The organism is Micromonospora sp. PLK6-60 (genome assembly GCF_019890675.1).
Classification (GTDB): domain Bacteria; phylum Actinomycetota; class Actinomycetes; order Mycobacteriales; family Micromonosporaceae; genus Micromonospora.
In genome coordinates, this window is sequence record NZ_JAIOAA010000004.1 from 100,750 (window position 1) to 127,039 (window position 26,290).

Below are 26,290 nucleotides of genomic sequence, written 5' to 3' on the forward strand. Positions count from 1 at the left end.
GCCTTTGCTCTGCTGCCGCCCGCGCAACACCGGCTTGAGCTGCCGGTTTTTCCATGAGTGTGCCGGCGCTGCCGGCCTGCCCGCGCAACTCCGGATAACTGTTGCCTGGGCGGCAGCAGAGCAAAGTGGCCGAGGTGGCCTAGCCGCTCCCGCCGCCTCACCACCAGGAGTAACCAGGGTGGTGAGGCGGCGGGTGCTGGCGGCGCGGGGACACCTGGGGGCAGCGCGGATCCGAGGTCGGATCAGCGCATGCCGCGCAGCGCGGTCTGCAGTCGCTCCTGTGCCCGGCGGCGGCGCTCGTTGCTCGCGCCGAGCACCAGCAGCACGAACCCGACGGGGATCATGACCAGCCACGGGCCGAGGCTGAACAGCGCGTGCACCGCGGCGATCGCGGTCACCGCGGCGCCCACGATCACCGGCGCCTGCTGCCGGCTGGTCGACCCGAAGATCAGCACGGCGACGGCGCCGAGCAGCAGCAGCACCTGCCGCAGCATGCTGGAGTCGGTGGCCAGCACGATCGCCAGCGTGGGCACGAACGCGGTGACCAGGGCCGGGCCGTACGCCGCCCAGCTGCTCAGGTCGGGGCGGTGCCGCAGCTCCAGCACGCCGACCAGCAGGGCGAGCGCCGCGAACGGCAGCGTGTATGCCTCCGGCAGGGCCACGTCGGCGACCCGCATCAGGATCCACCACGCGCTGATCTCGCAGAACACCACCGACCAGAAGAGGACCCGGCGTTCCACCGGCCGGCGGCCGGGCCGGGTCGCCGCCACCCCGAGCACCGCACCCCAGGCGGCGAGCAGGGCGGCGATGTGCCGGGGTGAGTCGAAGGCCAACGCCAGCGCGATGAGCGCGGCGGCGTACCCGCTCCACTCGACGGTGGCCGCCTCCCGCTGCGCCTCGGGGCGCCGCAGCCGGGGCAGGGTCGCCGCGAAGACCTGGAGCGCGGCGCCGACCGCCAGCACCCCGAACGCCGACCAGACGGCCGCCAGGCCGGCGACCAGGCCGAGGGTGAGCACGAACAACTGGGCCATCAGCGAGCCGAACAGCCACCCCAGGATGCGGGCCCGCTGGGTGGTGCCGAAGAGCGCGGCGACGGTGCCCACGCCGACCGCGCCGCCGAGGGTGAACAGGGTCAGCTCCCGGGTGGCGAGGCTGCCGGCCAGGCCGGCGCCCCCGGCGGCCAGCCCGATCCCGAAGACCAGCACCCGGGCCAGCCGCACCGCCCGGGCCGGTTCCACCAGCGGCGGCGGGAGGGTCAGCGCCAGTCCCAGCATCGCGATGGTGAAGACGGCGAGCCCCGCCAGCGCGCTGTCCGGCCAGCCACGGCCCAGCGCGACCGGGGTGATCAGCAGCGTCACCGCCGCCCCGGGCAGCACCACCGGCACGGCCCGGGACCGCCGGCCGCCGCTGAAGCCGGTGGCCGCCAGCGCGGCGGTGACCGTCAACAGCAGGGCGGTCAGCACGTGGTGGGCGCCGACCGCTCCGGCGGGCGGGGTGAGCAGTTGCGGGGGCGGCCCCTGCCAGACCCGGGTCAGGCACCGGTACGGCTCGACCAGCGCGACCACCAGCGTCGGCGCGATGGAGGCCAGGGCGAGCGCGGTCGGCGCCACGGCCGCGGCGAGCGCGCCGGCCGCGGGGCTGACCCGCCACCGCCGCCCGGAGCCGTCGTCGGGCAGCCGGCGCAGCGCTCCGTCCCACAGCACCGACCAACGCCGGACCGGCTGCGCCGAGCCGACCGGCGGTTCGGTGGCGCCACGGACCAGCTCGGCGAGCACCCCGAGCAGCGCGGCGGCGGCGGCGTAGACGCCGGCGGGCAGGCCGGTGAAGATCGCGGCGACCGCGCTGATCGTCGCGCCGCCCACCACGCCGACGCTTGCGTACGCCAGGTATTGGGGAACCCGCTGGCGGACCGCGGCGACCCCGGCCAGGCCCAGGCTGGAGGCGGCGAGCGCGGCGGTCAGCAGCACTGACGGCGGGTGGCCGAACTGGGCCGCCAGGGCCGCCACCGCGCCCGGGAAGGCGAGGATCGCGGCGCCGGTGGCCGCCCCGCCGATCTGTACCAGGTGCGGCGGCATCCCGTCGGTTTCCACGTCGTCGACCAGCGGGACGGCCAGCGACCGGGCCAGCGCGGCGACCGCCGCGCCGATCAGGGCGATGCTGCCCAGCGCCAGCGCGGTGGTCCACGGCCGGACCAGGCCGGCGCCGGCGGCGTGCAGGGCGACCGCGCCGGCCACCACGACCCGGGAGAGCCCGGCCCGGGGGTCGACCGAGGCCGCCGCGGCCATCCCGAAGGCGGTGGCCACCGCCGCGCCCAGCAGCACCGGCGACCACCACGGCAGGTCGAATGCGGCCGGCGCGCCGATGGTGGCGAGCACCGCCGCCACCCCGGCCACGTCGTACCGCCAGGGTGCCGGCAGCAGGATGCCCGCGGTGAGCGCGAGCAGCGCCAACGCGATCGGCGCCTGCCAGGTCGACCCGCCGGTCGGCGCGGACGGCCAGCCGCTGAGGTCACCGGCCCAGATCGGGCCGGGGGTGGCCAGCACCCCCAGACCGCCGCGCAGCGCCGGCCAGGCGGCCAGCAGGCCGATCAGCACGCCACCGACGGCGATGCCGAGGGTCGGCCCGCGCCGCCACTCCTCGGGCAGCGCACGGGCGGCCACCCCCACCACGAGGACCAGCGCGGCGGCCACCGCCAGCTGCCCGCCGGGGGTGAGCACGGCGGCGACCCGGGCCAGGGTGGCGATCAGGGCGGCGGTGGCCGCCGCGGCCGCCAGGTCGGAGCCGTCGAGGGTCAGGTCCGAGCGGCGGCCCGCGTCGATCGACGGGGCGAAGACCAGCAGCACCGCCGCGACCAGGATCAGCGCGCCCACCCACGCGTCGGCGACCGTGGCGCCCGGGGCGGCGAAGGCGGCGGCGGTGACGGCCAGCGCGCCCAGGGCGGTGCCCGTGGTCAGCGGCGGGCTGACGTGCCGCTGCGACACCTGCACGAGCGCGGTGTAGCCGAGGGTGGCGCAGACCGCCAGGAAGCTGGCCGCCAGGATCGGGACGGTCACCTCGCGCAGGCCGGCCGGCGTGGTCACCGGACCGGCCGGCAGGGTCGCCGCCACGAACGCGGCGACCGCGCCCGGGAACGCGAACGCGGCCCCGCCGGCCGCCCAGGCGGCCAGGGTGTCCGCCCCGGCCGGGGCGAGGCGGATCCGTGGGGCGACCGCCACCAGCGCCCCGGCGGCGCAGAGCACCAGCAGCACCGCGCAGGTCAGCGCCGGCCGGGCGGCGGCCGCGCCGGCACCGATCAGCCCCACCGCCGCGGCGCTGAGCGCGTGCGCCCGCGCGGCGCGGACGGTCGGCGCGGAGAGCCCGGCCACGCCGATGCCGACCGCGGCCACCACCATGGGCCACGGCGCCGCCGCCCAGCCGAGCGCGAACGACGCCGGCACGGCCAGCGCGGTCAGCGCCGCGCCCACCACCGCGAACTCGCGGCGCATCTCGGGCGGCAGGGCCAGCACCGCGGCCACCGTGAGCAAGAAGGCGCTGGCGGCGAGCTGCCACGCGGCGGGTCCCACGGCGGCGGCCAGCTCGGCCGGGTAGCGGTCCAGGTCCGCCGCCCACGCCGGCAGCGCGGCCCGGACCGGGGCGAGGCCGGCGCGCAGCGCCCCACCGGCCACCACCAGGCCGCTGACCGTCAACGCGGCGGCCGAGGCCAGCTGGGGGCCCCGCCGGGCCGCCGGCGGCACCGCCCGCACCGCCAGGCCGACGACGGTGATCACCGCGGCGATGAGCACCAGGGCGCGGCCGGGGAGGGCCACCGAGGCGACCCGGCCCAGCGCGCCGATCACGGCCAGGGTGAGGATGCCGGCGCCGACGTCCGGCAGCGGCGGCCGGCGCAACGCCAGCGTGCCGGCCAGGGTCACCCCGGCGGCCAGCAGCAGGACCGCCCCGGCGCCGGTCGCGACGGGAACGGTGGCCGCGCGGAGCAGCGCGGTGACCGCGTACGCGAGGGCGAGCGCCACCGCGACGCCGTGCAGCAGGAAGGTCAGCTCGCGCAGCCAGGGCACCGGTCGGGGCGACTGGTCGGCGGCCGGCCCGGCGGCCTGCGGGGCGAGCACCTCGCCGGCCTCCTCCGGGGCGCCCTCCGGACGGCCCAGGTCGGGCCGCCGGGGCGCCGGGCGGGCCGCGACGGGCGGGCCCTCGGGCAGGTCCCGCCGGACCGGCCGTTCGACCATGAGACCGGTACGGGCCAACGCGAGGTCCAGCACGGCCACCGCGGTCAGCACCAGGGCCCAGCCGGTGGGGCCGGTGATCCGGTCGTGGGCGAACAGGGGCAGCACCGGTTGGGCGGCGAGCACGGCGGCGAACCGGGGTGCCCGCAGCCCGGTGAAGAGGGCGTACCCGACGGCGACCACCGCGGTGACGGCGAAGATGGAACCGGCGAACACGGCGCCGGAGGCGGCGCCCCCGCCGATCCGGTCCACCGCCCAGAGCGCGTAGCCGGCCAGCGGCACCAGCAGCAGGCCGACCGCGGCGATGGTCTCGGCGGTGGAGGTCAGCCCCCGGCGGGCCAGCGCCGGCGGGGCGACCAGCATCAGCGCCGTGGCGACGAGCAGCACCGCGAGCCGGGCCAGCGCGTCCAGCGAGCTGGTGGCGACGGCGGCGAACACCACGGCCGCCACGGCCAGCAGCAGCGCGCCGAGCCCGAGCGGGATGTTCTGCACCTCGCGGGACGAGGCCTCCGGCGGGTGCTCGGGGTCGTCCGCGTCGAGCCAGGTCGGCGGGATCGGCGGCGGGGGTGGTGACTGCGGCGGTGTGTTCTGCCGGGGGACCCGGGGCGGCGCACCGGTGGCGGCGGTCGGTGGGCGCCGGCCGGGCTTGCGACGCAGCACCCGGCGGGGCCGGGTGGCCTGCCCGACCCGTTCGTCACCGGCGTGCGCGAGGATGTCCCGCTGGAAGAGCGCGGCCTGCATCTTGGCGGCGATCTGCCGCTGCTCCTTGGCGATGGCGGCGTCGCGCGCCTTCATCTCCGCGATCGAGCGCTCGATCTGCGCCAGTTGCTCGGCCCACTGCGGCTGAGGGGCGCCGCAGTGCGGGCACGTGGCGGCGGGGTTGATGTCCCGGTCGCACGAGGAGCAATGAAAGCTCTCCACCTAACCCCTCCACCCGGCTGGACCGCACTGTGGACTTCCACTGTCGAAGCATGCCGAATGCGGGCGCGGATTTCGACTGTTGGCACTCTCCCGACGCCGACCAAAAGGAGAACGGCCGGCCGCGGAGCAGTTCCGTGGCCGGCCGTTCGCGGTGTTTCCGGGGTCAGGGGCGGCCCATGCCGCGGAACTCCCAACCGGCCTGGCTCCAGAGGGTGGCGTCGAGGCAGTTGCGGCCGTCGACCACCCGGCGCCCGGCGACCAGCTCGCCGAGGGCGACCGGGTCGGCGTTGCGGAAGTCGGCCCACTCGGTCAGCACGCAGACCAGGTCGGCGCCGGTGACCGCGTCGGTCATGCTCTCCTCGTAGGTCAGCTCCGGCATCGCCCGCCGGGCGTTCCCGGTGCCCTCCGGGTCGAAGACGTGGACGTCGGCGCCGGCCTTGTGCAGCAGGCCGGCCACGGCGAGGGCCGGGGCGTCGCGTACGTCGTCGGTGTTCGGCTTGAAGGTGGCGCCGAGCACGGCGATCCGGGCGCCGGAGAAGTCCGGGCCGGCCGGGCCGGCGCGGCGGCCGAGCAGGTCGGCGGCGAGCTGGACCACCCGGGTACGCCGGCGGAGGTTGATCAGGTCGACCTCGTGCAGGAAGCGCAGCGCCTCGCCGGCGCCCAGTTCCTGGGCGCGGGCCTGGAAGGCGCGGATGTCCTTGGGCAGGCAGGCGCCGCCGAAGCCGAGACCGGCCTGGAGGAACCGGTTGCCGATGCGCGGGTCGTAGCCGATGGCCCGGGCCAGCTGGGTGACGTCGCCCCCGGCGGCCTCGCAGACCTCGGCCATCGCGTTGATGAACGAGATCTTGGTGGCCAGGAAGGCGTTCGCGGCGACCTTGACCAGCTCGGCGGTGGCGAAGTCGGTCACCACCAGCGGGACCTCGCGGTCCTCGGTGGCGGCCAGGTCGAAGACGCCCTTGTGGGCGGCGTAGAGCATGCCGTTGGCCCACTCGCTCTTGACGCCGACCACGATCCGGTTCGGCCGCAGCACGTCGTCGACGGCGAAGCCCTCCTGGAGGAACTCCGGGCTCCAGGCCACCTCGACGCCCAGGTCGGCCGGGGTGTGCTTGCCGACCAGCTGCTCGACCCACTCGGCGGTGCCGACCGGCACGGTGGACTTGCCGACGATCAGGGCCTTGCGGGTCAGGTGCTGGGCCAGCCCGGTCACCGACGCCTCGACGTACGACAGGTCGGCGCCCATCCCGTCGGCCCGCTGCGGGGTGCCGACGCAGATGAAGTGCACGTCACCGAAGTCGGCGGTCTCCTTGATGTCGGTGCTGAACCGCAGCCGGCCGGCGGCCAGGTTGCGCCGCAGCAGCTCGTCCAGGCCCGGCTCGTGGATCGGCACCTCGCCGGCGTTCAGCTTGGCGATCTTCTCGGCGTCGACGTCGAAGCCGAGGACCTCGTAGCCGAGCTCGGCGTAGCAGATGGCGTACGTCGCGCCGAGGTATCCGGTGCCGAGGAAGGTCACCCGGGGCCGTGGCGCGCCCGACGGCGGGCTCACGGCGGCGATGGCCGGCACCGGCTGGCTGTTCGGGTACGGGATCGTCACGCCTGTCTTCTCCGCTCGCGCTGGCGGCGCCTCGTTGCGTCGCAATCGGCCCCGGCGTCTGGCTGGACACCGAGGGGGATTCCTGTCCTTTTGATGATCGCCGGTCGGCTTCGACGCCTATCATGCACGAGCCTACGCGGCGGTAAGGGTCGCCTGAACGGTGGTCGCTATCCTTCAGTCTGCGCGGTCAGCGGTCAGGTGACGCTTCAGACTGCGCATGATAGCGGTGAAGGGGGAGGGGCAGATGCCCGCAGAGGAGTCGTTCGACGTCTACCGGCTGCCGGAGGAGCACGACGCGATCCGGGAGGCGGTCCGGGAGGTCTGTACGGCGAAGGTGGCCCCGAACGCCGCCGAGGCGGACGAGACCGGTGAGTTCCCCAAGGGGTCGTACGACGCCCTGCGGGCCGCCGACTTCCACGCCCCGCACATCCCCGTCGAGTACGGGGGCGCGGGCGCGGATGCCCTGGCCACGGCCATCGTGATCGAGGAGGTGGCGCGGGCCTGCGCCTCGTCCTCGCTGATCCCGGCGGTGAACAAGCTGGGCACGATGCCGCTGATCCTGGCCGGCTCGGAGGAGCTCAAGCGCCGGTATCTGACCCCGGTGGCGTCCGGGGACGCGATGTTCTCCTACTGCCTGTCGGAGCCCGAGGCGGGCAGCGACGCCGCCTCGATGACCACTCGGGCGGTGCGCGACGGGGACCACTGGGTGCTCAACGGCGTCAAACGGTGGATCACGAATGCCGGGGTGTCGGAGTACTACACCGTCTTCGCTGTGACTGATTCCACAGCCCGATCCCGGGGGATCTCGGCGTTCGTGGTGGAGAAGTCCGACCCGGGGGTCAGCTTCGGCGCGCCGGAGAAGAAGCTCGGCATCAAGGGCTCGCCGACCCGCGAGGTGTACCTCGACAACGTGCGGATCCCGGCCGACCGGATGATCGGCGCCGAGGGCACCGGCTTCGGCACCGCGATGCGGACCCTGGACCACACCCGGGTCACCATCGCCGCGCAGGCGATCGGCATCGCGCAGGGCGCGCTGGACTACGCCAAGGGGTACGTCCAGGAGCGCAAGCAGTTCGGCAAGCCGGTCGCGGAATTCCAGGGCATCCAGTTCATGCTCGCCGACATGGGCATGAAGCTGGAGGCGGCCCGGCAGCTGACGTACGCGGCGGCGGGCAAGTCCGAGCGGGGCGACGCCGACCTGACCTACTTCGGCGCCGCGGCGAAGTGCTTCGCCTCGGACGCCGCCATGGAGATCACCACCGACGCGGTGCAACTGCTCGGCGGCTACGGCTACACCCGGGACTACCCGGTCGAGCGGATGATGCGGGACGCCAAGATCACCCAGATCTACGAGGGCACCAACCAGGTGCAGCGCATCGTGATGGCGCGCCAGCTGCTGAAGGGCTGATCCGGTAGGGGGCGGGCCGGTCACGCCGGCCCGCCCGAGGGGTGACCGGATCTAGAGAGTGCCGTCCGACCTCGTCGTGGAGCGTGGGGGCGCGGTCCACGGCGACTCGCCGGTGCGGCGGGGCAGGGGCTCGGTGGGGGTCGGGTCCGGGTAGCCGAGGGTCGGTGTCGGGGTGTCCCGGTCGGCCGTGCCGGCGGCCGGCGGCCAGTCGCTCAGCGAGAAGGTGTTCTCGATCGGCTCGTCATTCGCCGGGGTCAGCTCCGCCCCGGCGGCCGCCGCCGGCCACTGCCGCCACCGCTGCCCGCTGAACGCGGCCAGCAGCAGCAGGACGCCGAGCAGGAACAGGGTGCCGTTCTCGACCGGCAGGAGCAGCGGCAGGGGGTCGCCGAGCACCTTCCAGCCCTCCGGGACGCGGTTGCGCACGGTGAACGGCGCGAGGAACATCCCGACGTACGGAACGACCAGCAGCAGCCCGGCGACGACCGGCCCGGCGGGGGAGACCCGCAGGCTGGCGATCAGGCCGAGCAGGAGGCCGGCGACGGCGAGGTACACGGCCGGCTCGATGAGATTGGCCGTGTTGAAGGTGCCGATCTCCACCCAGCGGGTGATGGTGTGGCTCGACCCATCCTGTCCGAGGGTGATCAGCACCCACGTGAGCGGCGCCACCACCAACCCGGCGAGGAAGCTCCAGAGATGTCGCATCCGCGCACCGTACCGTTTTCCTCATGACCGAGCACCCCTCGACCTCGCTCCCTGGCAAGCCGACGTCCTACTCGCGCGTCACGTTGAGCCGCATCATGACCGCTGTTGACGTCAATCTGTACGGCACCGTGCACGGAGGGGTGTTGATGAAGTTCGTCGACGACGTGGCCGGCGCCGCGGCGGCCCGGCACAGCGGCGGCACGGCGGTCACCGCGTCGATCGACGAGATCGTCTTCTCCGAGCCCGTCCGGGTCGGTGACCTGGTGCACGCGCACGCCCAGGTGAACTGGACCGGCCGGACCTCGATGGAGGTCGGGGTGCGGGTGGTCGCCGAGCGGTGGGACTCGGCGGAGGACGAGCCGGTCGGGGTGGCCACCGCGTACCTGGTCTTCGTCGGGGTGGACGTGGGCGGCTCGCCGCGGGTCGTCCGGCCGGTGCTGCCGGAGACGCCGGAGGACGAGCGCCGCTACCGGGAGGCGGAGATCCGCCGGGCCCACCGGCTCGCCAAGCGCCGCGCCATCCAGGCCCACCGCGCCGCCTGAGGTGTAAGGAGGGTGCCCTTGTTAACGCATTCTGTATAGGAGGGGCCCCCTTTTAACACCCTCGGTCCGCGCTTCCCACACAGGTAGGGGGTGTGGGGTGTGGGGTGGGCACGCCCCTTCACCGGGCCCGGCTGCGGAGAATGGCGTCGCGAGGTAGGGCAAGATGGCGCCACGGCCCATTTCACAGTGTCGTGCGCGGGCCGGGGGAGGGTGGAACTGTGGGTGACGTGCTGTGGACGCCGCCGGCGGACGTACGCGAGCGGTCCCGCATCGGCGACTACCTGCGCTGGCTGACCGAGCACCGGGGGCTGGAGTTCGCCGACTACGACGCGCTGTGGCGCTGGTCGGTGACGGATCTGGACGGGTTCTGGCGGTCGATCTGGGAGTACTTCGGGGTGGTGGCGCACACCCCGCCGACGGCGACCCTGGCGGATCCCGCCATGCCGGGCACCCGGTGGTTCCCCGGCGCCACCCTCAACTATGCCGAGAACGTGCTGCGGATGCCGGGCCTGGCTGACGACGATCCGGCGGTGATCGCGCACGGTCAGACCCGCGCGCCGGAGACGCTGACCGCGGCCGAGTTGCGGGAGCGGGTCCGCCGGGTGGCGGCCGGGCTGCGCCGGCTTGGCGTCGGCCCCGGCGACCGGGTGGCCGCGTACGCGCCGAACATCCCGGAGACGTACGTGCTGCTGCTGGCCACCGCCAGCCTCGGCGCGATCTTCTCCTCCTGCGCCCCCGAGTTCGGCACCCGCAGCGTCACCGACCGCTGGCGGCAGATCGAGCCGAAGGTGCTGGTCGCCGTGGACGGCTACCGGTACGGCGACAAGCCGGTGGACCGGCGCGGCGAGGTGGCCGCGATCCGGGCCGCCCTGCCGTCGCTGGCGCACACCGTCGGCATCGGCTACCTGGACCCGGCGGGCGAGCCGCCGGAGGGCGCGATCTCCTGGCCCGAGCTGGCGGGGGAGACGGACGAGCCGCTGACCTTCGCGCCGGTGCCGTTCGACCACCCGCTCTACGTGCTCTATTCCTCCGGCACCACCGGGCTGCCGAAGCCGATCGTGCACGGCCACGGCGGCATCCTGCTGGAGCACCTGAAGATGCTGGCCCTGCACCACGACCTGGGCCCGGGGGACCGGTTCTTCTGGTTCACCACCACCGGCTGGATGATGTGGAACTTCCTGGTCTCCGGGCCGGCGGTGGGCGCGGCGATCGTGCTCTTCGACGGCAACCCGGGCCACCCGGACCTGGGCGCGCTGTGGCGGCTGGCGGCGGAGAGCGGCACCACGTACTTCGGCACCTCGGCGCCGTTCCTGCTGGCCTGCCGCAAGGCCGGGCTGGTGCCGCGCGAGGTCGCCGACCTGTCCGCGCTGCGCGGGCTCGGCTCGACCGGCGCGCCGCTGCCCGTGGAGGGCTTCACCTGGGTGTACGAGAACGTCAGCGACACCCTCCAGCTCCAGTCGCTCTCCGGCGGCACGGACGTCTGCACCGGTTTCGTCGGCGGGGTCCCGCTGCTGCCGGTGCACGCGGGGGAGATCGCGTGCCGGGCGCTGGGCGCGAAGGTGGAGGCCCGCTCGGCCGACGGCTCCCCGGTCATCGGCCAGCTCGGCGAGCTGGTGATCACCGCACCGATGCCGAGCATGCCGGTCGGCTTCTGGAACGACCCGGAGGGCACCCGCTACCGGGAGGCATACTTCGAGGTCTATCCGGGGGTGTGGCGGCACGGCGACTGGATCACGATCAACTCCCGGGGCGGCTGCGTGATCACCGGCCGCTCCGACGCCACCCTCAACCGGGGCGGGGTGCGGCTGGGTACGGCCGAGTTCTACTCGGTGGTGGAGGGGCTCGACGAGGTAGTCGACTCGGTGGTGGTGCACCTGGAGGACGACGAGGGCGGCGCCGGCGAGCTGCTGCTCTTCGTGGTGCTCGCCGACGGCCTGGAGCTGGACGACGAGCTGCGGCGCAAGATCTGCCGGGAGCTGCGTACGGCGCTGTCTCCCCGGCATGTGCCCGACGAGATCCACCAGGTCCGGGCGGTGCCGCGCACGCTGAGCGCGAAGAAGCTCGAGGTCCCGGTCAAGAAGATCCTCACCGGCACCCCGGTCGACTCGGCCGCGGCCAAGGGCGCCCTGGCCAACCCGGAGTCGTTGACCGCCTTCGCCGCCTTCGCCCACCGCCGCGCCGGCTCGGATTCTCCGGCGCCCGCCTGAGCCCCGTCGTTAGGAGGGGCCCCTTGTTAACAGACGGGTGTTAACAAGGGGCCCCTCCTTTCAACTCAGGGTGCGGGTGACCTTCTCGGTGGCGGAGCGGGCGGCCAGCCGGGAGTGGTCCAGGTTGGCGCAGGCGACGATGCTGGCTCCCACGGTCAGCGGGGCGAGCAGCCAGTCGACCGGGTCCGGGTGGGCCGCGACGTCGACCAGAACCCGGTCGCCGGGCCCGAGGCCCGCGGCCCGGGACGCCGCGCGGGCCAGCAGCGCCGCGTCCGCCTCGCCACCGCCGGGGTACGGGGTGAAGTGGTCGCCGTGCCCGCGTACCGCCGACACGAAGTCGGCGAAGCCGGCCGGCACCTGCCGCATCGGCAGGGCGAACGGGTCCAGCGCCAGCGCGTAGCGTTCGCCGGCCGGCCACTCGGCCGCCTCGTCGAGCCGGTCGACGGCGGCGAACAGCACGTCCACCGGAGCCGGGGCGTCGACCACGGTCAGTTTCGCCGACCAGCAGCCGAGCAGCACCGCGGCGGTCTGCCAGTGCGGCGGCAACAGCACCCCGACCGGATCGCCGGGCGCGCAGCCGGCCTCGTCCACGAGTAGGTTGGCCGTCTTGGCCACCCAGTTTCCGAGCGTCGCGCCGGAGAGTTCGGTGCGTTCGCCGGTGGCGTCGTCGTACCAGGTCAGCAGCGGTCGGGTGGGGTCGGCGGCGGAGGCGTCGGCGAACACCCGGGCAATGTTGTCGGCCATCGGCGCGAACGATACGCGCCCGGGCCCCGTACTCGATGCCGAGGACAAGTCGGCGTACCGTCGGGTCGCAGTCAGCGACCGGAGCGGGCTCCGGCGTAGGCTTGCCCCCGGAGTGTTCCTGAACACAGGCCCGCCATCTTTCTGACCACGAACCCGTCACCGCAAGGAGTCGCCCCGTGACCGCCGGTCGCCCGCCCCGCGTGCTCATCGACGCCACGAGTGTCCCCGCCGACCGTGGCGGCGTCGGTAGATACGTCGATGGCCTGCTCGGCGCCCTGGGCAAGGTGTGCGGCGAGGGGCTGGACCTCGCCGTGGTCAGCCTGCGCACCGACCTGGAGCGCTACACCCGGATGCTGCCCGGCGCCGAGATCGTCCCGGCCCCGGCGGCGGTCGCCCACCGGCCGGCCCGGCTCGCCTGGGAGCAGACCGGCCTGCCGCTGCTCGCCCAGCAGGTGGGCGCGGAGGTGCTGCACTCGCCGTTCTACACCTGTCCGCTTCGGGCGGGTTGCCCGGTGACGGTGACCGTGCACGACGCGACCTTCTTCACCGAGCCGGAGCACTACGACAAGTCCCGCCGGACGTTCTTCCGCAGCGCGATCAAGACCTCGCTGCGCCGCGCCGACCGGGTGATCGTGCCGAGCAAGGCCACCCGGGACGAGCTGATCCGGCTGCTCGACGCCGACCCGACCCGGATCGACGTGGCGTACCACGGCGTCGACCAGGCCGCCTTCCACGCGCCGGGCGAGGAGGAGAAGGCCCGCGTCCGGGCCCGGCTCGGCCTGGGTTCGAGCAGCTACGTCGCCTTCCTCGGGGCCAAGGAGCCGCGCAAGAACGTGCCAAACCTGATCCGGGGCTGGGCGCGGGCGGTCGCCGACCGGGAGAACCCGCCGGCCCTGGTGATCGCCGGCGGTCAGGGGCACGACGACGACATCGACCGGGCGGTGGCCGAGGTGCCCCCGCACCTGCGGCTGCTGCGTCCCGGCTACCTGCGCTACGCCGACCTGCCCGGCTTCCTCGGCGGTGCGCTGGTCGCCGCCTACCCCTCGTACGGTGAGGGCTTCGGCCTGCCGATCCTGGAGGCGATGGCCTGCGCCGCGCCGGTGCTCACCACGCCGCGGCTCTCGCTGCCCGAGGTGGGCGGCGACGCGGTGGCGTACACCAGTGAGGACCCGGACCAGATCGCGGCCGACCTGGCCGCGCTGCTGGACGACGAGGGGCGCCGCAACGCCCTGGCCGAGGCGGGCTTCGCCCGGGCCAAGGAGTTCACCTGGGAGTCCAGCGCCGAGGTGCACATCGCCGCGTGGAGCCGGGCCCGATCCTGACCGGCCACGCCGGGCCGACCGGGCGTCCGCGCGGCGACGGGTCGGGCATGATGTCCTGATGCTCTACGCCGTCATCCCGGCGGGTGGCAGTGGCACGAGGTTGTGGCCGCTGTCCCGTGCCGGCCACCCCAAGTTCCTGCACCCGCTCACCGGCACCAGCGCCTCGCTGTTGCAGGCCACGGTCGAGCGGTTGGCGCCGCTGACCACCCCGGAGCACATCCTGGTGGTCACCGGCGCCGCGCACGTCGCGGCGGTGGCGCGGCAGCTGACCGGTCTGCCCGAGGAGAACATCCTCGTCGAGCCGTCGCCGCGCGACTCCTGCGCGGCGATCGCGCTGGCCGCCGCGGTGATCGCGCTGCGCGAGCCGGACGCCGTGATGGGCTCCTTCGCCGCCGACCACCTGATCGGCGACCCGGACCGGTGGGTGGCGACCGTACGGGAGGCGGTGCGCGGCGCCGAGCGCGGGCTGCTGATGACGGTCGGCATCACGCCCACCCGGCCGGAGACCGGCTACGGATACCTGGAGACCGGCCAGCCGGAAGGCGACGGGCCGTCGCGGCCGGTCGCCGAGTTCAAGGAGAAGCCGGCGGCCGACGTCGCCGAGGCGTACGTGCGTTCGGGCCGGCACCTGTGGAACGCGAGCATGTTCGTCTGGCGGGTGGACGTCTTCCTCGCCGAGTTGGCCCGGCAGCAGCCGGCGCTGCACGCGGGCGTCACCGCGATCGCGGCGGCGTGGGGCACCGCCGAGCAGGACGACGTGCTGGGCACGGTGTGGCCGACGCTGCCGAAGATCTCGGTCGACTACGCGGTGATGGAGGGTGCGGCGCAGGCCGGCCGGGTGGCCACGGTGCCCGGTGACTTCGGGTGGAACGACGTCGGCGACTTCCACACCCTCGGCGACGTGCTGCCCGCCGATCCGGCCGGGAACGTGGTGCTCGGCGGCGCCAAGCCCGGCGTCCTGCTGCACGACAGCACGGGCCTGGTGGTGGTGCCGCAGTCGGGCCGGCTGGTGGCCACCGTCGGGCTGCACGACCTGATCGTGGTCGACACCCCGGACGCCGTGCTGGTCTGCCCCCGGGACCGGGCGCAGGAGGTGAAGAAGCTGGTCGACCAGCTCAAGGAGCGGGGCGAAGAGGGCTACGTCTGAGCGCGGCGAGGCCCGGCGCGACGAGGCGGGCGGTGCCGCCGGCCAGCGGCTCCGGCAACCGGTCCGGGGTGAACCAGCCCAGCGCCTCCGACTCGTCGCTGGCCCGCTCGACCGCCCCGGCCGGGGCGAGCACGGCGAACCGTACGTCGTGGTGCCACGAGTCGCCGCCGCAGCCGACCCGGTGCACGTCGATGTCGATCGGGACGGGGTCGATGCGCAGGCCGGCGATGCCGGACTCCTCGGCGGCCTCGCGCAGCGCCGCCCCGGCGAGCGTCCGGTCGGCGGGTTCGCAGTGCCCACCGAGCTGGACCCAGCGGCGCAGCTTGCCGTGCAGGCAGAGCAGCAGCCGGGTGCCGCTCGCGTCGAACACCAGCGCGCTGGCGGTCAGGTGACCGGCCCGGTGGGCGCGGCTCATCGCCACCGGCCCGTCGGCGAGCAGGCGCAGCGTGCGATCCCGGGCGTGCGCCGCGCTGGGGCTGGTCGGCGTCCAGTCGGTCAGCAGCGCGGTCGCGTCGGCGTGCAGCGCGGCGTGGCCGGCGGTCGGTGCGGCGACGGTGTTGGCGTGGCCGGCGGCCGGTGCCGTGGCGGTGTTGGCGTGGCCGGCGGCCGGGAGGGCGACGGTGTGGGCGTGGCCGGCGGCCGGTGCCGCGATGACGGCGGCGTGGCCGGCGGCCGGGAGGGCGACGGTGTCGGCGTGGCCAGCGGCCGGGCTGGCGGCGGGGTGCGGCGAGCGTGGAGCGGCGGCCGGGACCGCGCGGGCGTCGGCCTCGACCGGGCTGGCGTCAGGCTGCGGCGCGGCGGGTGCCGTGCTGGCGTCGGGCATCCCGACACTCTACGAGTGCCCGGGGCGGCCCGGCGGGCGCGACGCCCGGGTGCACCTCCTGCGGACTGACTGACGGCCGCAGACCCTCGTGGTGCCGCCCGGACGTCGGGCCCCCAATGCCCCCGGCGGTGCCGCGAACGTGAAACGCGCGGGCCGTCGTCGGGCAGGGAACGAGCATGCGCCCCGACCGCCGGACCCGTCGAGGACTTTCAGCTGACGCTTAATGATGGAGAAAGGTGCCGGCCGGGTAGAGTCGAGTGGCGGCGGGCACACCCTCGGCCCGCCCGGGAGAGCGCTCCAAACATGCTGAAGATCCGCTTCTCCGGCGAGGACATCCTCCGGACCCGGGTGGCTCCTGCCGCGGACGCGGTCTGGGAGGTCGTCCTCAGCCTGCACGTGCTGTCCGGCGGGGCCGGCGACGGGTTGCTGTCGCCCTGGCGGGACGGTGTCGCGCGCGCCCTGCGCCGGGAGGGCACCGCCCGCCGGCTGGAGCTTTTCCTCGCGCTGAACCGGCCCCGCGGCTACTTCCCCGACTTCCTCACCCCGTACGCCAGCCGGGACGGCTTCGAGGCGGGGCTGGAGGCGCTGCGCGGCACGCCGGTAGCCCAGCTGAGCCGGGACGTGGGCCTGGTGGACGGGCGCAAGGCGCTGCCCTCGTCGGCCGCGGCGCTGGCCCGGGGGGAGCCGGAGGTGCTGCGCCACCTCACCGACACGATGGCGCGCTACCGCTCCGTGGCGCTGGCGCCGTACTGGGCGCGGATCCAGGCCGCGGTCGACGCGGACCGGGCGCGGCGGGCCCGGGCCCTGCTGGACGGCGGTGTCGAGGGACTGCTGGAGAGCCTGCGGCCCGCGGTGCGGTGGGCGGGGGGCGTGCTGTCGGTTCCCGGCTACCCGAACGACCGCGAGCTGCACCTGGACGGGCGGGGGCTGCTGCTGGTGCCGTCGTTCTTCTGCGCGCCGACGCCGGTCGCCCTGCTCGACCCGGCGCTGCCGCCGGTCCTGGTCTATCCGGTGGACCGGCTGGGCGGCCTGGCCCCGGCGCCACGCCTGGAGGTCGGCGCGGTGCCGGCCGGCGCGTCCCCGGCCGCGGACCGGGAGGCGCTGGCCGCCCTGCTCGGCCGGACCCGGGCGGCGGTGCTGGCGGCCAGCGACGCCGGCTGCACCACCGGCGAGGTCGCCCGCCGGCTGAACATCTCGCCGGCCGCGGCCAGCCAGCACACCGCCGTGCTGCGCAACGCGGGCCTGCTGGTCAGCACCCGGGACCGCAACACCGTCCTGCACACCCTGACCCCCCTCGGCCGCGCCGTCCTAAACCCCTAACCCCACCCCCACCCCCACCCTCACCCCGTCCGGTTGATCATGAAGTTAGCGGCACCAGTGGAGATCAAAAACGCCGCTAACTCCATGATCAACGACGGCTACCGGGTGGTCCGGGGCCGGTTGGGGTGGGTTAGAGGGCCAGGGTGGCCAGGGCGGTGCTGCCGGTGGGGGGTGGGAGGAGGGTGGTGGGGACGCCCTCGGCGGCCAGGGCGGCGCGCAGGCGGTGCAGGTCGGCGCCGAAGCGGACCAGGTCGGGGCGGTCGACCGGGGTCGGGGCGGCACCCAGGATCAGCCCGGTGGCCCGTACCGGCCAGCCGGGCACGGTGGCGGCGGTGCTCTCGCGTACCTCGTCGTCGGTCACGTGGGTGAAGACCGTGCCGGGCGCGATCAGCCCGGCCACCGCGTCGATCGCCCGCTCGACCGCCGCCGGGTCCACCTCCAGGCCGATCGCGTCGGCGAGGAGCGCGGCCGAGCGCAGCCCGTCCGCCCGGGCCTCGGCGGTGCCCAGCGAGAACAGGTCCAGCGCGCTCTCCCGGACCAGCGCGGCGGCCCCGGCGCCGTCGTCGGGCCGGATCGTCGCCGGGTAGCCGCGCACCACCGCGACCGGCACCTGGTCCCGCTTGCCCTTGATCAGTTCACCGGCGCCGGCCAGCTCGTCGACCACCGCGACCTGGGTCACCTGGAGCTCGTTGCCGTACGGGTCGACCTCGCCGCGGTGGTCGCGGATGGCGGCCATCCCGGCCACACCGAGCGCCACGTCGGTGAGCCCGTTGCGCCAGGGCCGGCCCATCGTGTCGCTGATGATCACGGCGACGTCCACGCCGTACCGCTCGCGCAGCGCGGCGCGCAGCGCGCGGGCCGAGGCGTCCGGGTCCTTCGGCAGCAGCACCAGGCGGCCGGCGTCCACGTTCGAGGCGTCGATGCCGGCCGAGGCCATCACGAAGCCGTGGTGGGTCTGCACGATCCGGGTCGCGCCCCGGGTGGCCACCACCCGGGCCGTCTCGGCGGCGAGCACCTCGTCCCGGGCCGCCGTGCGCTCCGGCCCCTCCTCGGCCGGCACGTCCACCAGCCGGCCCTCCGCCTTGGACACGATCTTGCTGGTGACCACCAGCACGTCGCCGTCGCGCAGCCACGGCGCGGCGGTGGCGATCAGGACTGCCAGGTCGTCGCCCTCGGTCACGTCGCCGATGCCCAGCACCGGCAGGATCTCCAGCCTCACACCAGCTCCAACGCGGCGCGCACCATCGCGGCCGTCGCCGCCTCGTCGGTCATCCGCAGCGGCACCGCGCGGACGGTCACCCCCGGCACCTCGGCGCCCGCGTCCTCCGGCGCGACCAGCCAGCCGTCCAGCAGCCCGCCGTCCCGCCGCGCGCCGTAGAGCCGGCCCACGCCGACGGCGCTGCACTCCACGCCGAGGACGGCCAGGCAGCGGTCCGCCATCCCGCGCACCGGGGCGCCACCGATGATCGGCGAGACACCGACCACCGGGGCCGGCCCCTCCACCACCGCCTCGCGCAGCCCGGGCACGGCGAGCACCGGGGCGATGCTGACCACCGGGTTGCTCGGCGCGACCAGGACCACGTCCGCCGCCGCGATCGCCTCGCGCACCCCGGGCGCCGGCTTGGCGGCGTCCGCGCCGACGAAGACGAACCGGTCGGTGGGGACGTCCGCCCGGTACCGCACCCACCACTCCTGGAAGTGGATGGCCCGCCGGCCGCCGTCCAGGTCGACCACCGCGTGGGTCTCCAGCCGGTCGTCGGTGGCCGGCAGCAGGCGTACGCCCGGCTGCCAGCGGGCGGCCAGCGCCTCGGTCACCTGCGACAGCGGGTAACCGGCGCCGAGCATGGTGGTGCGCACCAGATGGGTGGCCAGATCCTTGTCGCCCAGCCCGAACCAGGTCGGCTCGGCCCCGTACGCGGCCAGCTCCGCCTTGACCGTCCAGCTCTCGCCGGCCCGGCCCCAGCCCCGCTCCGGGTCGGCCCCGCCGCCCAGTGTGTAGAGCACGCTGTCCAGGTCGGGGCAGACCTTCAAGCCGTGCAGCAGCAGGTCGTCGCCGACGTTCACCACGGCGGTCACCTCCGCGCCCACCTCCCGGGCGTACGACCGCACGCCGAGCAGGAACCGGGCGCCCCCGATGCCGCCGGCCAGAACCACGATGCGCATGCCGTCCATCCTTCCGTACGGGACGTCGGCGGTGCCCCGTCGGTCCGGGAGACTAGGCTCACGTCGCATTCGTCCGCCACGCCCGCGAGGGGGAGCATGTGACCAGCCCCGACGAGCCCGCGCCGACCACACCGGCCCCGGCCCGCGCCCTGACCGCCCCGCTGCGCGAGCCGGCCGCCCTGGTGCTGCTGGCCGTGAACGCGCTGTTCCTCTTCGTCGGCCTGCTGCGCTGGCTGGTGCCGACCGAGTACGGCGACAGCACCGGCCGGGCCGGCGGGGCCTTCGAGCATGTCGCCGAGCTGCCGGCGGTCCTGCTGCCGCTGCTGGCCGTGCTGCTGGTCACCCACCTGGCGCCGGTGCCGCCGCGGGCTCCGCTGATCACCAAGGTCGCCCTCGCCGAGTACGCGGCCGGTGGCGTGCTCGGCCTGTTGACCTTCCTGGTCTGGACGATCGGGCGGCTGGCCGAGGGGGAGGTGCTCGACGCCTTCCTGGGCATGCTGACCCGGGTCGGCTGGCTCGCCCTGCTGGCGGCCGGCGCGTTCGTGGTGTGGCGGATCTGGAGCAACCTCTACCAGGCGCCGAAGCCGCAGCCCGGCGTCTACGGCCGGCCGCAGCAGCCCGGCGGCTGGCCCGCCCCGGGTCAGCCCGGTGGCCAGTTCGGCCCGCCCGCCCCGGGCCAGCCGGGCAGCCAGTTCGGCCCGCCCGCACCGGGTCAGCCGGGCGGCTCCTTCGGCCCGCCCGCGCCCGGCCAGCCGCAGTACGGCCCGGCCGGCCAGCCGGCACCGCAGTACGGCCAGCCCTACCCGGGTCAGCCGACCGCCGACCCGTACGGCCAGCCGCCGTACCCGCCGCCGGCGCCCGGGGGAGCGCAGCCGGCGTACCCGGCCCCGCCGTTCGGGCAGCCGCCGTCGGCCGACCCGACCCAGGCCATCCCGCGCCAGCCCGGGGAGCCGGGCCCGCCGCCCACCGGCGACGGCGACCGCACCCAGCAGTTCCGCCGGGACGACCCGCCCCGCTGACGGCCTCGCACCGGCATGGTCGACAAGACAGGGCCTAGGGTTGACGGATGCCCGACCGCACCGATTCCGGCCCGACCGAGGCGAGCGTCCGGCGTGCCCTGCGCCGGGCCACCGCCGGGCGGGCGCTGGACGCCGACGAGGCCACCGCCCTGCTCGCCGCCCGGGGGCCCGCGCTGGACGAGCTGCTCCGGCTCGCCGGGGCGGTCCGCGACGCCGGCCTGCGCGACGCGGGGCGGCCGGGCGTGGTCACGTACTCGAAGAAGGTCTTCATCCCGCTGACCCGGCTCTGCCGGGACCGGTGCCACTACTGCACCTTCGCCACCGTGCCGCACCGGCTGCCGGCGGCCTACCTGGAGCGGGACGAGGTCCTCGCGATCGCCCGGGAGGGCGCGGCGCTGGGCTGCAAGGAGGCGCTGTTCACCCTCGGCGACCGGCCGGAGGAGCGCTGGCCGGCGGCCCGGGAGTGGCTGGACGAGCGGGGCTACGACTCCACGCTGGACTACCTGCGCGCCTGCGCGGTGGCGGTGCTGGAGGAGACCGGCCTGCTGCCGCACCTGAATCCGGGGGTGCTCTCCTGGTCGGAGCTGCAACGGCTCAAGCCGGTCGCGCCGAGCATGGGCATGATGCTGGAGACCACCGCGACGCGGCTCTGGGCGGAGCCGGGCGGCCCGCACTTCGGCTCGCCGGACAAGGAGCCCGCGGTGCGGCTGCGGGTGCTCGACGACGCGGGCCGGGTCGGCGTGCCGTTCACCACCGGCATCCTGATCGGCATCGGGGAGACCCCGGCCGAGCGGGTCGACGCGCTGTTCGCGATCCGCCGGACGATGCGGGAGTACGGCCACCTCCAGGAGGTGATCGTGCAGAACTTCCGCGCCAAGCCGGACACCGCGATGCGCGGCATGCCGGACGCCGAGCTGCACGACCTGGCCGCCACCGTGGCGGTGGCCCGCCTGCTGCTCGGCCCGAAGGCGCGGATCCAGGCCCCGCCGAACCTGATCGCCGGCGAGTACGGGCTGCTGCTGCGGGCCGGCATCGACGACTGGGGTGGGGTCTCGCCGCTCACCCCGGACCACGTCAACCCGGAACGCCCCTGGCCGCAGATCGACGAGCTGGCCCGGCACAGCGCGGCGGCCGGCTTCGCCCTGCGCGAGCGGCTCACCGTCTACCCGGAGTACGTCCGGGCCGGCGACCCGTGGCTCGATCCGCGGCTGCTGCCGCACGTCGGCGCGCTGGCCGACCCGGCCACCGGGCTGGCGGTCGAGGCGGCCCGGCCGGTGGGCCGGCCCTGGCAGGAGCCGGAGGAGGTCTTCGGCGGGCGGACCGACCTGCACGCCACCATCGACACCACCGGGCGCAGCGGGGACCGCCGGGGCGACTTCGACAGCGTCTACGGCGACTGGGCCGAGGTGGCCGGCAAGGTGACCCCCGAGGCGCTGGCCCGGCGCGCCGCCGTACCGGACGCGGGCGCCGGGAGCGGCGCGGACGCCGAGCTGCGCGCCGGCCTGCGGCTGGCCGCCGACGATCCGGCCGCGCTGCTCGACCGGCGGCACGAGGCGGCGGCGCTGGCGCTGTTCGGCGCGGACGGCCCGGCGCTGGACGAGCTGTGCCGGATCGCCGACGACGTGCGCCGGGACACCGTGGGCGACGACGTGACCTACGTGGTCAACCGCAACATCAACTTCAGCAACGTCTGCTACGTCGGCTGCCGGTTCTGCGCCTTCGCGCAGCGGGAGCGGGACGCCGACGCGTACCGGCTCTCGGTGCAGCAGGTGGCCGACCGGGCCGCGCAGGCGTGGGCGGCGGGGGCGACCGAGGTGTGCCTGCAGGGCGGCATCGACCCGAAGATGCCGGTCACCGGGTACGCCGACATCGTCCGGGCGATCAAGGCGCGGGTGCCCGGGATGCACGTGCACGCGTTCTCCCCGATGGAGATCGTCACCGCCGCGGCGAAGGCCGGGGTGCCGGTGCGGGAGTGGCTGCTCCAGCTCCGCGAGGCCGGGCTGGACACCATCCCGGGCACCGCCGCGGAGATCCTCGACGACGACGTGCGCTGGGTGCTCACCAAGGGCAAGCTGCCGGCCGCCGCCTGGGTCGAGGTGGTCAGCACGGCCCACGAGCTGGGCATCCGGTCCAGCTCCACCATGATGTACGGCCACGTCGACCATCCCGGCCAGTGGCTTGCACACTTCCGGGTGCTGGCCGGCGTGCAGGACCGCACGGCCGGCTTCACCGAGTTCGTGGCGCTGCCGTTCGTGCACACCAACGCGCCGATCTACCTCGCCGGCATCGCCCGTCCGGGCCCGACCTGGCGGGAGAACCGGGTGGTGCACGCGATGGCCCGGCTGCTGCTGCACGGGCGGATCGGCAACATCCAGTGCTCGTGGGTGAAGCTCGGTGACGAGGGCACGGTGGCGATGCTCCGGGGCGGCTGCAACGACCTGGGTGGCACGCTGATGGAGGAGACCATCTCCCGGATGGCCGGGTCGGGCAACGGTTCGGCGCGTACCGAGGAGCAGTTGGTGGCGATCGCGGCGGCGGCGGGGCGACCGGCCCGCAAGCGGACGACCGCGTACGGTCACGTTCCCGCCTGAGGTCGAACCTTTTCCCGGCGCCGGCCGTACCCGATGTCGCCGGCGGCGGTAGCGGCGAGGACCGCCGCCGGCGACCCTCACCGGGCCTGGCGGCGCCGCCCCGGGCGGCGTACCGGCCCCCGTCGTCGGGCGGGCGCTGCGGCGCCGCCGTGGAAAGGTTGCCCATGTCCAGTGAAGAGCGGAAGTGGCGCTGGCCGCGACTGACCCGCCGGCAGACGTTGACGGCCGCGGCGAGCGCCACCCTGGGGGCCGCGGCCCTCACCGTGCCGGGCCTGTCGGCCGCGCAGAACGGCCCCGCGTGGCGGGAGGCCGACGGGCCGATCGTCGTGCACCTGCGCGACGCCGCCTCCGGGCGGATGGACGTCTTCGTCGGCGCCACCCGGGTCGAGGTGCGGGACCGGGCGCTGGCCGACCGGTTGCGCCGCGCCGCCGGCCGCGGCTGATCGCCCGTACTCCCCGACCCACCCATCCCCGAAGGTTGGTCCGCCATGTCTTCCCACCGCGAGGCGCCGGAGATCGCCAAGGATCCGGTCGCCGACAGCTCCGACCTGTACGCCTTCGTCACCCCCGGCCGACCCGACTCGGTCACCCTGTTGGCGAACTACGTGCCGATGCAGCTGCCCTCGGGCGGCCCGAACTTCTTCGAGTTCGGCGACGACGTGCGGTACGAGATTCACGTCGACAACGACGGTGACGGTCAGCCCGATGTCACCTATCGTTTCGAATTCACCACCGAGATAACGAATCCGAACAGTTTTCTCTACAACACCGGGCCGATCGAGTCGCTGGACAGCCGGAACTGGAACCGGCGGCAGTTCTACCGGTTGACCCGGATCGCCGACGGTCGGGAGCGCGTGCTGGCAGCCAAGCTGCCGTGCCCGCCGTGCAACGTCGGCCCGCTCTCCACCCCGAAGTACGCCGATCTGGTCCGGCAGGCCACCTATCGCCTCTCCACCGGGGAGCGGGTCTTCGCCGGCCAGCGGGCGGACGGGTTCTTCGTGGACCTGGGGGCGGTCTTCGAGCTGGGCACGCTGCGCCCGTTCCAGCAGCTGCACGTGGCCGGCCGCAACCTGTTCCGGGCCGAGGGCGAGCCGGTCAACGCGCTGGACCGGATGAACGTGCACACCATCGCCCTCCAGGTGCCGCTGGGTCGGGTGCGCCGCCGGGCCAACCGGTACGGCGCCGCCGACCGCGCCTCGGTGATCGGCGTCTGGACCACCGCCTCCCGGCAGCAGGTGCGGGTGCTCGGCGACCGGGTGGCGGCGGACACCGCGGCCGGACCGTTCACACAGGTGTCCCGGCTCGGCAACCCGCTGTTCAACGAGGTCGTGGTGCCGATGTCCAGAAAGGACCTGTGGAACACGCTGCCGCCGGCCGAGGACAAGCGGTTCGCGCAGTTCGTCGAGCGGCCCGAGTTGGCCGCCCTGCTGCCCGCCCTCTATCCCGGCGTCTTCCCCCAACTGGAGGCGCTGAACAAGGCGAAGAAGCCCCGGGCGGATCTGGTGGCCATTCTGCTGACCGGCATCCCGGCCGGCCTGGTCGACGGCTTCACCAACCACACCGGCGACATCCAGGCGGACATGCTGCGGCTGAACACCGCGATTCCGCCGGCCCGCAAGCCGAACCCGTTCGGGGTGCTCGGCGGCGACCTCGCCGGCTTCCCGAACGGACGCCGGGTCGGCGACGACGTGGTGAGCATCTCGTTGCGGGCCATCGCCGGCCTCACCGTGCCGCTGGTGGACAGGACGTTCACCCCGGACGCGGCCGCCGCCACGGTCACCCCCGGGTTGAGTGCCGCCGACGTGACGGCGCCCTTCCTCGGCGACTTCCCCTTCCTCGGCACGCCGTACGACGGGTTCGGCAACCCGCCCGCCGCCGGGTCGTGAGAGGAGGGCGCATGCCGGCACACCGGCACGAGTACGGGCCGACGGAGAGCGGCACCGTGCTGCTCGACCTCGGTGGGGACACCGGGGCGCTGATCGTCTACACCGGACCTGACCTGCTCGGCCGGGAGATCGAGATCAGCCGGGCGGACCGGCCCCGGGAGGCCCGGACCCACGCCGCGGTGCGGGAGCGCCGCATCCCCGACGGCGCGTTCCACAGTGCGCTCTATCCGGACCTGCCCGCCGGCCTCTATACCGTGTGGTGGGACACGGAGACGCCGGCCGGCGCGGTCACCGTGAGCGGTGGCGGTATCGCCGAGTTCGCCTGGCCGACCAGCGGGCCCGTCGGCGCCGGCTGACCGGTCGCCGCGCGCCGACCGTCGCGCCCTGTCCACATGGTGGGCAGGGCGCTGACGGTGTTGGGCGCTCGGCGGGCGGTTCCGGGCGCGGCGGGTTAACCTGTGCCCCAATCAAGATCCAGATCTTGGTGACGGTCGAGCGGGGCGGGTCCGGGTGGCCGGAACCCGGCTGGGGCGGCCGGGGGCGGCGGCGCGGGGCGGCGGGCCGCCACGGCAGAAAACTCGGGCAACTCGCCGGGGAGGGCGTTACTCGTCCGGGGTCTGAATCGATAGGGCAGGTTGCGGGGCCGGGCGGCTCAGGTGGTCGACCGGGACGTGTCGGGAGGGCGACTCCATTATCAAGTTTGGCTTGACGGCGCACGCATTACACGCGTGTAATTTGAATGGGGTTGTTCGCACGGATCGCAACAAATGGGACCGGACGGACAGGCACGCCTTTTCGCGTGGGGGGTCGCAGCGGCGTTGACGCCGGTGCGCGACAAGGAGGCAATCTATGGACGGCCAGCTCGAGGTGGCCGACCTGCTCGGGAATGCGCCGGAGTGGCAGGAGCGGGCGCTCTGCTCGCAGACCGACCCGGAGGCGTTCTTTCCCGAGAAGGGCGGTTCGACCCGCGAGGCGAAGCGGATCTGCTCGCGGTGCGAGGTCAAGACGGAGTGCCTCGAATACGCTCTCGGCCACGACGAGCGGTTCGGGATCTGGGGTGGGCTCTCCGAGCGGGAGCGGCGCAAGCTCAAGCGGCGGGCCGCCTGAGGCGAGGGTGCGGGGCCGGGGCGGTGGGGGCCGCCCGGCTCGGGCCCGAGGGCCCAGCGGTCGCGGAAGCGGTGCGGGGCTTCTTCGGCGCGGCGCGGGGGTGCCGGTCAGGCCAGTTCGTCCGGGTCGACCCCGAGCAGGTTCGCCACCTGCTCGATGATCACGTCGTGCACCAAGTCGGCGAGATCCTCGCGGTCCATCGCCCGGAACTCCAGCGGCCGGCGGTAGAGCACGATCCGGGGTGGCACCTCCTGCCGGCCCGGGCGGCCGGGCAGCAGGCGGGCCAGCGGCACCTCGCCGTCCTCCAGCACGTCGGAGTCGTAGACGTTGAGATCCGGCGGGACGTCCTCGACCGCGAACTCGACCCCGGCCAGCTCCTTGGCGAACCGCCGCTCCAGCGTCTCCACCGTGTCCAGCACCAGGTCGTCGAAGACCTCGGCCTTGGTGCGGGCCAGCGGGACGGTCGCCGGCACCAGCCGCCCCCGCAGACCGCGTCCGTGCCGGTCGCGGTGGGCGCGCCGCCCCGGGCGGCGGTGCTGCGGACTCGTCATGAGGCACAGGGTAGTCCCCGATCCGG

The 26,290-nt window shown here is 74.8% G+C and carries 20 protein-coding genes; 12 read left to right on the forward strand and 8 right to left on the reverse strand.

Annotated elements, in window-relative coordinates; genetic code table 11:
* Window positions 1-242: 242 nt before the first annotated feature.
* Both K7640_RS09910 and K7640_RS09915 read right to left on the reverse strand, forming a co-directional pair.
* A complete protein-coding gene (locus K7640_RS09910) occupies window positions 243-5,141 on the reverse strand; it encodes an SCO7613 C-terminal domain-containing membrane protein (RefSeq protein ID WP_222954459.1) in 4,899 nt (1,632 codons plus the stop codon).
* Between the two features lie 163 nt (window positions 5,142-5,304).
* Window positions 5,305-6,732, reverse strand: coding sequence for a UDP-glucose/GDP-mannose dehydrogenase family protein (locus tag K7640_RS09915; RefSeq protein ID WP_222954460.1), 1,428 nt, complete (start codon window positions 6,730-6,732; stop codon window positions 5,305-5,307).
* A 244-nt stretch (window positions 6,733-6,976) separates the two neighbouring features.
* Between K7640_RS09915 and K7640_RS09920 the strand changes: the two genes are divergently transcribed.
* On the forward strand, window positions 6,977-8,140 hold the full coding sequence (locus tag K7640_RS09920; RefSeq protein WP_222954461.1) for an acyl-CoA dehydrogenase family protein: 1,164 nt from the start codon (window positions 6,977-6,979) through the stop codon (window positions 8,138-8,140).
* 51 nt (window positions 8,141-8,191) lie between these two features.
* Here the strand turns inward: K7640_RS09920 and K7640_RS09925 are convergent, their stop codons facing one another.
* On the reverse strand, window positions 8,192-8,842 hold the full coding sequence (locus K7640_RS09925) for a hypothetical protein (protein ID WP_222954462.1): 651 nt from the start codon (window positions 8,840-8,842) through the stop codon (window positions 8,192-8,194).
* Window positions 8,843-8,865: 23 nt separating this feature from the next.
* On the opposite strand from K7640_RS09925, the gene K7640_RS09930 reads away from it, so the two are divergent.
* Together K7640_RS09930 and K7640_RS09935 are read left to right on the forward strand one after the other, a co-directional pair.
* The gene (locus tag K7640_RS09930; protein ID WP_222954463.1) at window positions 8,866-9,384 is read left to right on the forward strand and encodes an acyl-CoA thioesterase; all 519 of its coding nucleotides are present in this window, start codon (window positions 8,866-8,868) and stop codon (window positions 9,382-9,384) included.
* A gap of 218 nt (window positions 9,385-9,602) precedes the next feature.
* Window positions 9,603-11,591, forward strand: coding sequence for an acetoacetate--CoA ligase (locus K7640_RS09935; RefSeq protein WP_222954464.1), 1,989 nt, complete (start codon window positions 9,603-9,605; stop codon window positions 11,589-11,591).
* A 60-nt stretch (window positions 11,592-11,651) separates the two neighbouring features.
* On the opposite strand, the gene K7640_RS09940 is transcribed toward K7640_RS09935, so the two are convergent.
* Entirely contained in the window at window positions 11,652-12,335 is a 684-nt protein-coding gene (locus K7640_RS09940; RefSeq protein WP_222954465.1) for a TIGR03089 family protein, read from the reverse strand.
* A gap of 176 nt (window positions 12,336-12,511) precedes the next feature.
* On the opposite strand from K7640_RS09940, the gene K7640_RS09945 reads away from it, so the two are divergent.
* On the forward strand, window positions 12,512-13,657 hold the full coding sequence (locus K7640_RS09945) for a glycosyltransferase family 1 protein (RefSeq protein WP_222954466.1): 1,146 nt from the start codon (window positions 12,512-12,514) through the stop codon (window positions 13,655-13,657).
* A gap of 58 nt (window positions 13,658-13,715) precedes the next feature.
* Window positions 13,716-14,804, forward strand: coding sequence for a mannose-1-phosphate guanylyltransferase (locus tag K7640_RS09950; RefSeq protein ID WP_222954467.1), 1,089 nt, complete (start codon window positions 13,716-13,718; stop codon window positions 14,802-14,804).
* Here K7640_RS09950 and K7640_RS09955 read toward each other — a convergent pair.
* Window positions 14,773-15,327, reverse strand: coding sequence for an NUDIX hydrolase (locus tag K7640_RS09955; RefSeq protein ID WP_255608651.1), 555 nt, complete (start codon window positions 15,325-15,327; stop codon window positions 14,773-14,775). The two genes, K7640_RS09950 and K7640_RS09955, sit on opposite strands and share 32 nt — an antisense overlap.
* Before the next feature lie 603 nt (window positions 15,328-15,930).
* On the opposite strand from K7640_RS09955, the gene K7640_RS30560 reads away from it, so the two are divergent.
* Complete coding sequence (locus K7640_RS30560; protein ID WP_222954468.1) at window positions 15,931-16,947, forward strand: helix-turn-helix transcriptional regulator; 1,017 nt, start codon at window positions 15,931-15,933, stop codon at window positions 16,945-16,947.
* 130 nt (window positions 16,948-17,077) lie between these two features.
* Here the strand turns inward: K7640_RS30560 and K7640_RS09965 are convergent, their stop codons facing one another.
* Window positions 17,078-18,166 (reverse strand): coenzyme F420-0:L-glutamate ligase, encoded by a 1,089-nt coding sequence (locus tag K7640_RS09965; protein ID WP_222954469.1) that lies wholly within the window; start codon window positions 18,164-18,166, stop codon window positions 17,078-17,080.
* Entirely contained in the window at window positions 18,163-19,110 is a 948-nt protein-coding gene (cofD, locus tag K7640_RS09970) for a 2-phospho-L-lactate transferase (protein WP_222954470.1), read from the reverse strand. The genes K7640_RS09965 and cofD overlap by 4 nt, the downstream gene beginning before the upstream one ends.
* Window positions 19,111-19,208: 98 nt before the next feature.
* Between cofD and K7640_RS09975 the strand changes: the two genes are divergently transcribed.
* From K7640_RS09975 to K7640_RS10000, 6 genes are all read left to right on the forward strand, one after another.
* Window positions 19,209-20,129 (forward strand): hypothetical protein, encoded by a 921-nt coding sequence (locus K7640_RS09975; protein WP_222954471.1) that lies wholly within the window; start codon window positions 19,209-19,211, stop codon window positions 20,127-20,129.
* Between the two features lie 47 nt (window positions 20,130-20,176).
* Window positions 20,177-22,720, forward strand: coding sequence for a bifunctional FO biosynthesis protein CofGH (locus tag K7640_RS09980; protein WP_222954472.1), 2,544 nt, complete (start codon window positions 20,177-20,179; stop codon window positions 22,718-22,720).
* A 164-nt stretch (window positions 22,721-22,884) separates the two neighbouring features.
* Entirely contained in the window at window positions 22,885-23,163 is a 279-nt protein-coding gene (locus K7640_RS09985) for a hypothetical protein (RefSeq protein WP_222954473.1), read from the forward strand.
* Window positions 23,164-23,208: 45 nt separating this feature from the next.
* Window positions 23,209-24,606, forward strand: a complete 1,398-nt coding sequence (locus tag K7640_RS09990; RefSeq protein ID WP_222954474.1) for a DUF4331 domain-containing protein — start codon at window positions 23,209-23,211, stop codon at window positions 24,604-24,606.
* An 11-nt stretch (window positions 24,607-24,617) separates the two neighbouring features.
* Complete coding sequence (locus K7640_RS09995) at window positions 24,618-24,962, forward strand: phospholipase (protein ID WP_222954475.1); 345 nt, start codon at window positions 24,618-24,620, stop codon at window positions 24,960-24,962.
* Between the two features lie 493 nt (window positions 24,963-25,455).
* Window positions 25,456-25,713 carry a WhiB family transcriptional regulator gene (locus K7640_RS10000; protein WP_007455784.1) on the forward strand — a complete coding sequence of 86 codons (258 nt, stop codon included), beginning with the start codon at window positions 25,456-25,458 and terminating at the stop codon, window positions 25,711-25,713.
* Window positions 25,714-25,820: 107 nt separating this feature from the next.
* On the opposite strand, the gene K7640_RS10005 is transcribed toward K7640_RS10000, so the two are convergent.
* Entirely contained in the window at window positions 25,821-26,264 is a 444-nt protein-coding gene (locus K7640_RS10005; protein ID WP_222954476.1) for a metallopeptidase family protein, read from the reverse strand.
* Between the last annotated feature and the right edge of the window lie 26 nt (window positions 26,265-26,290).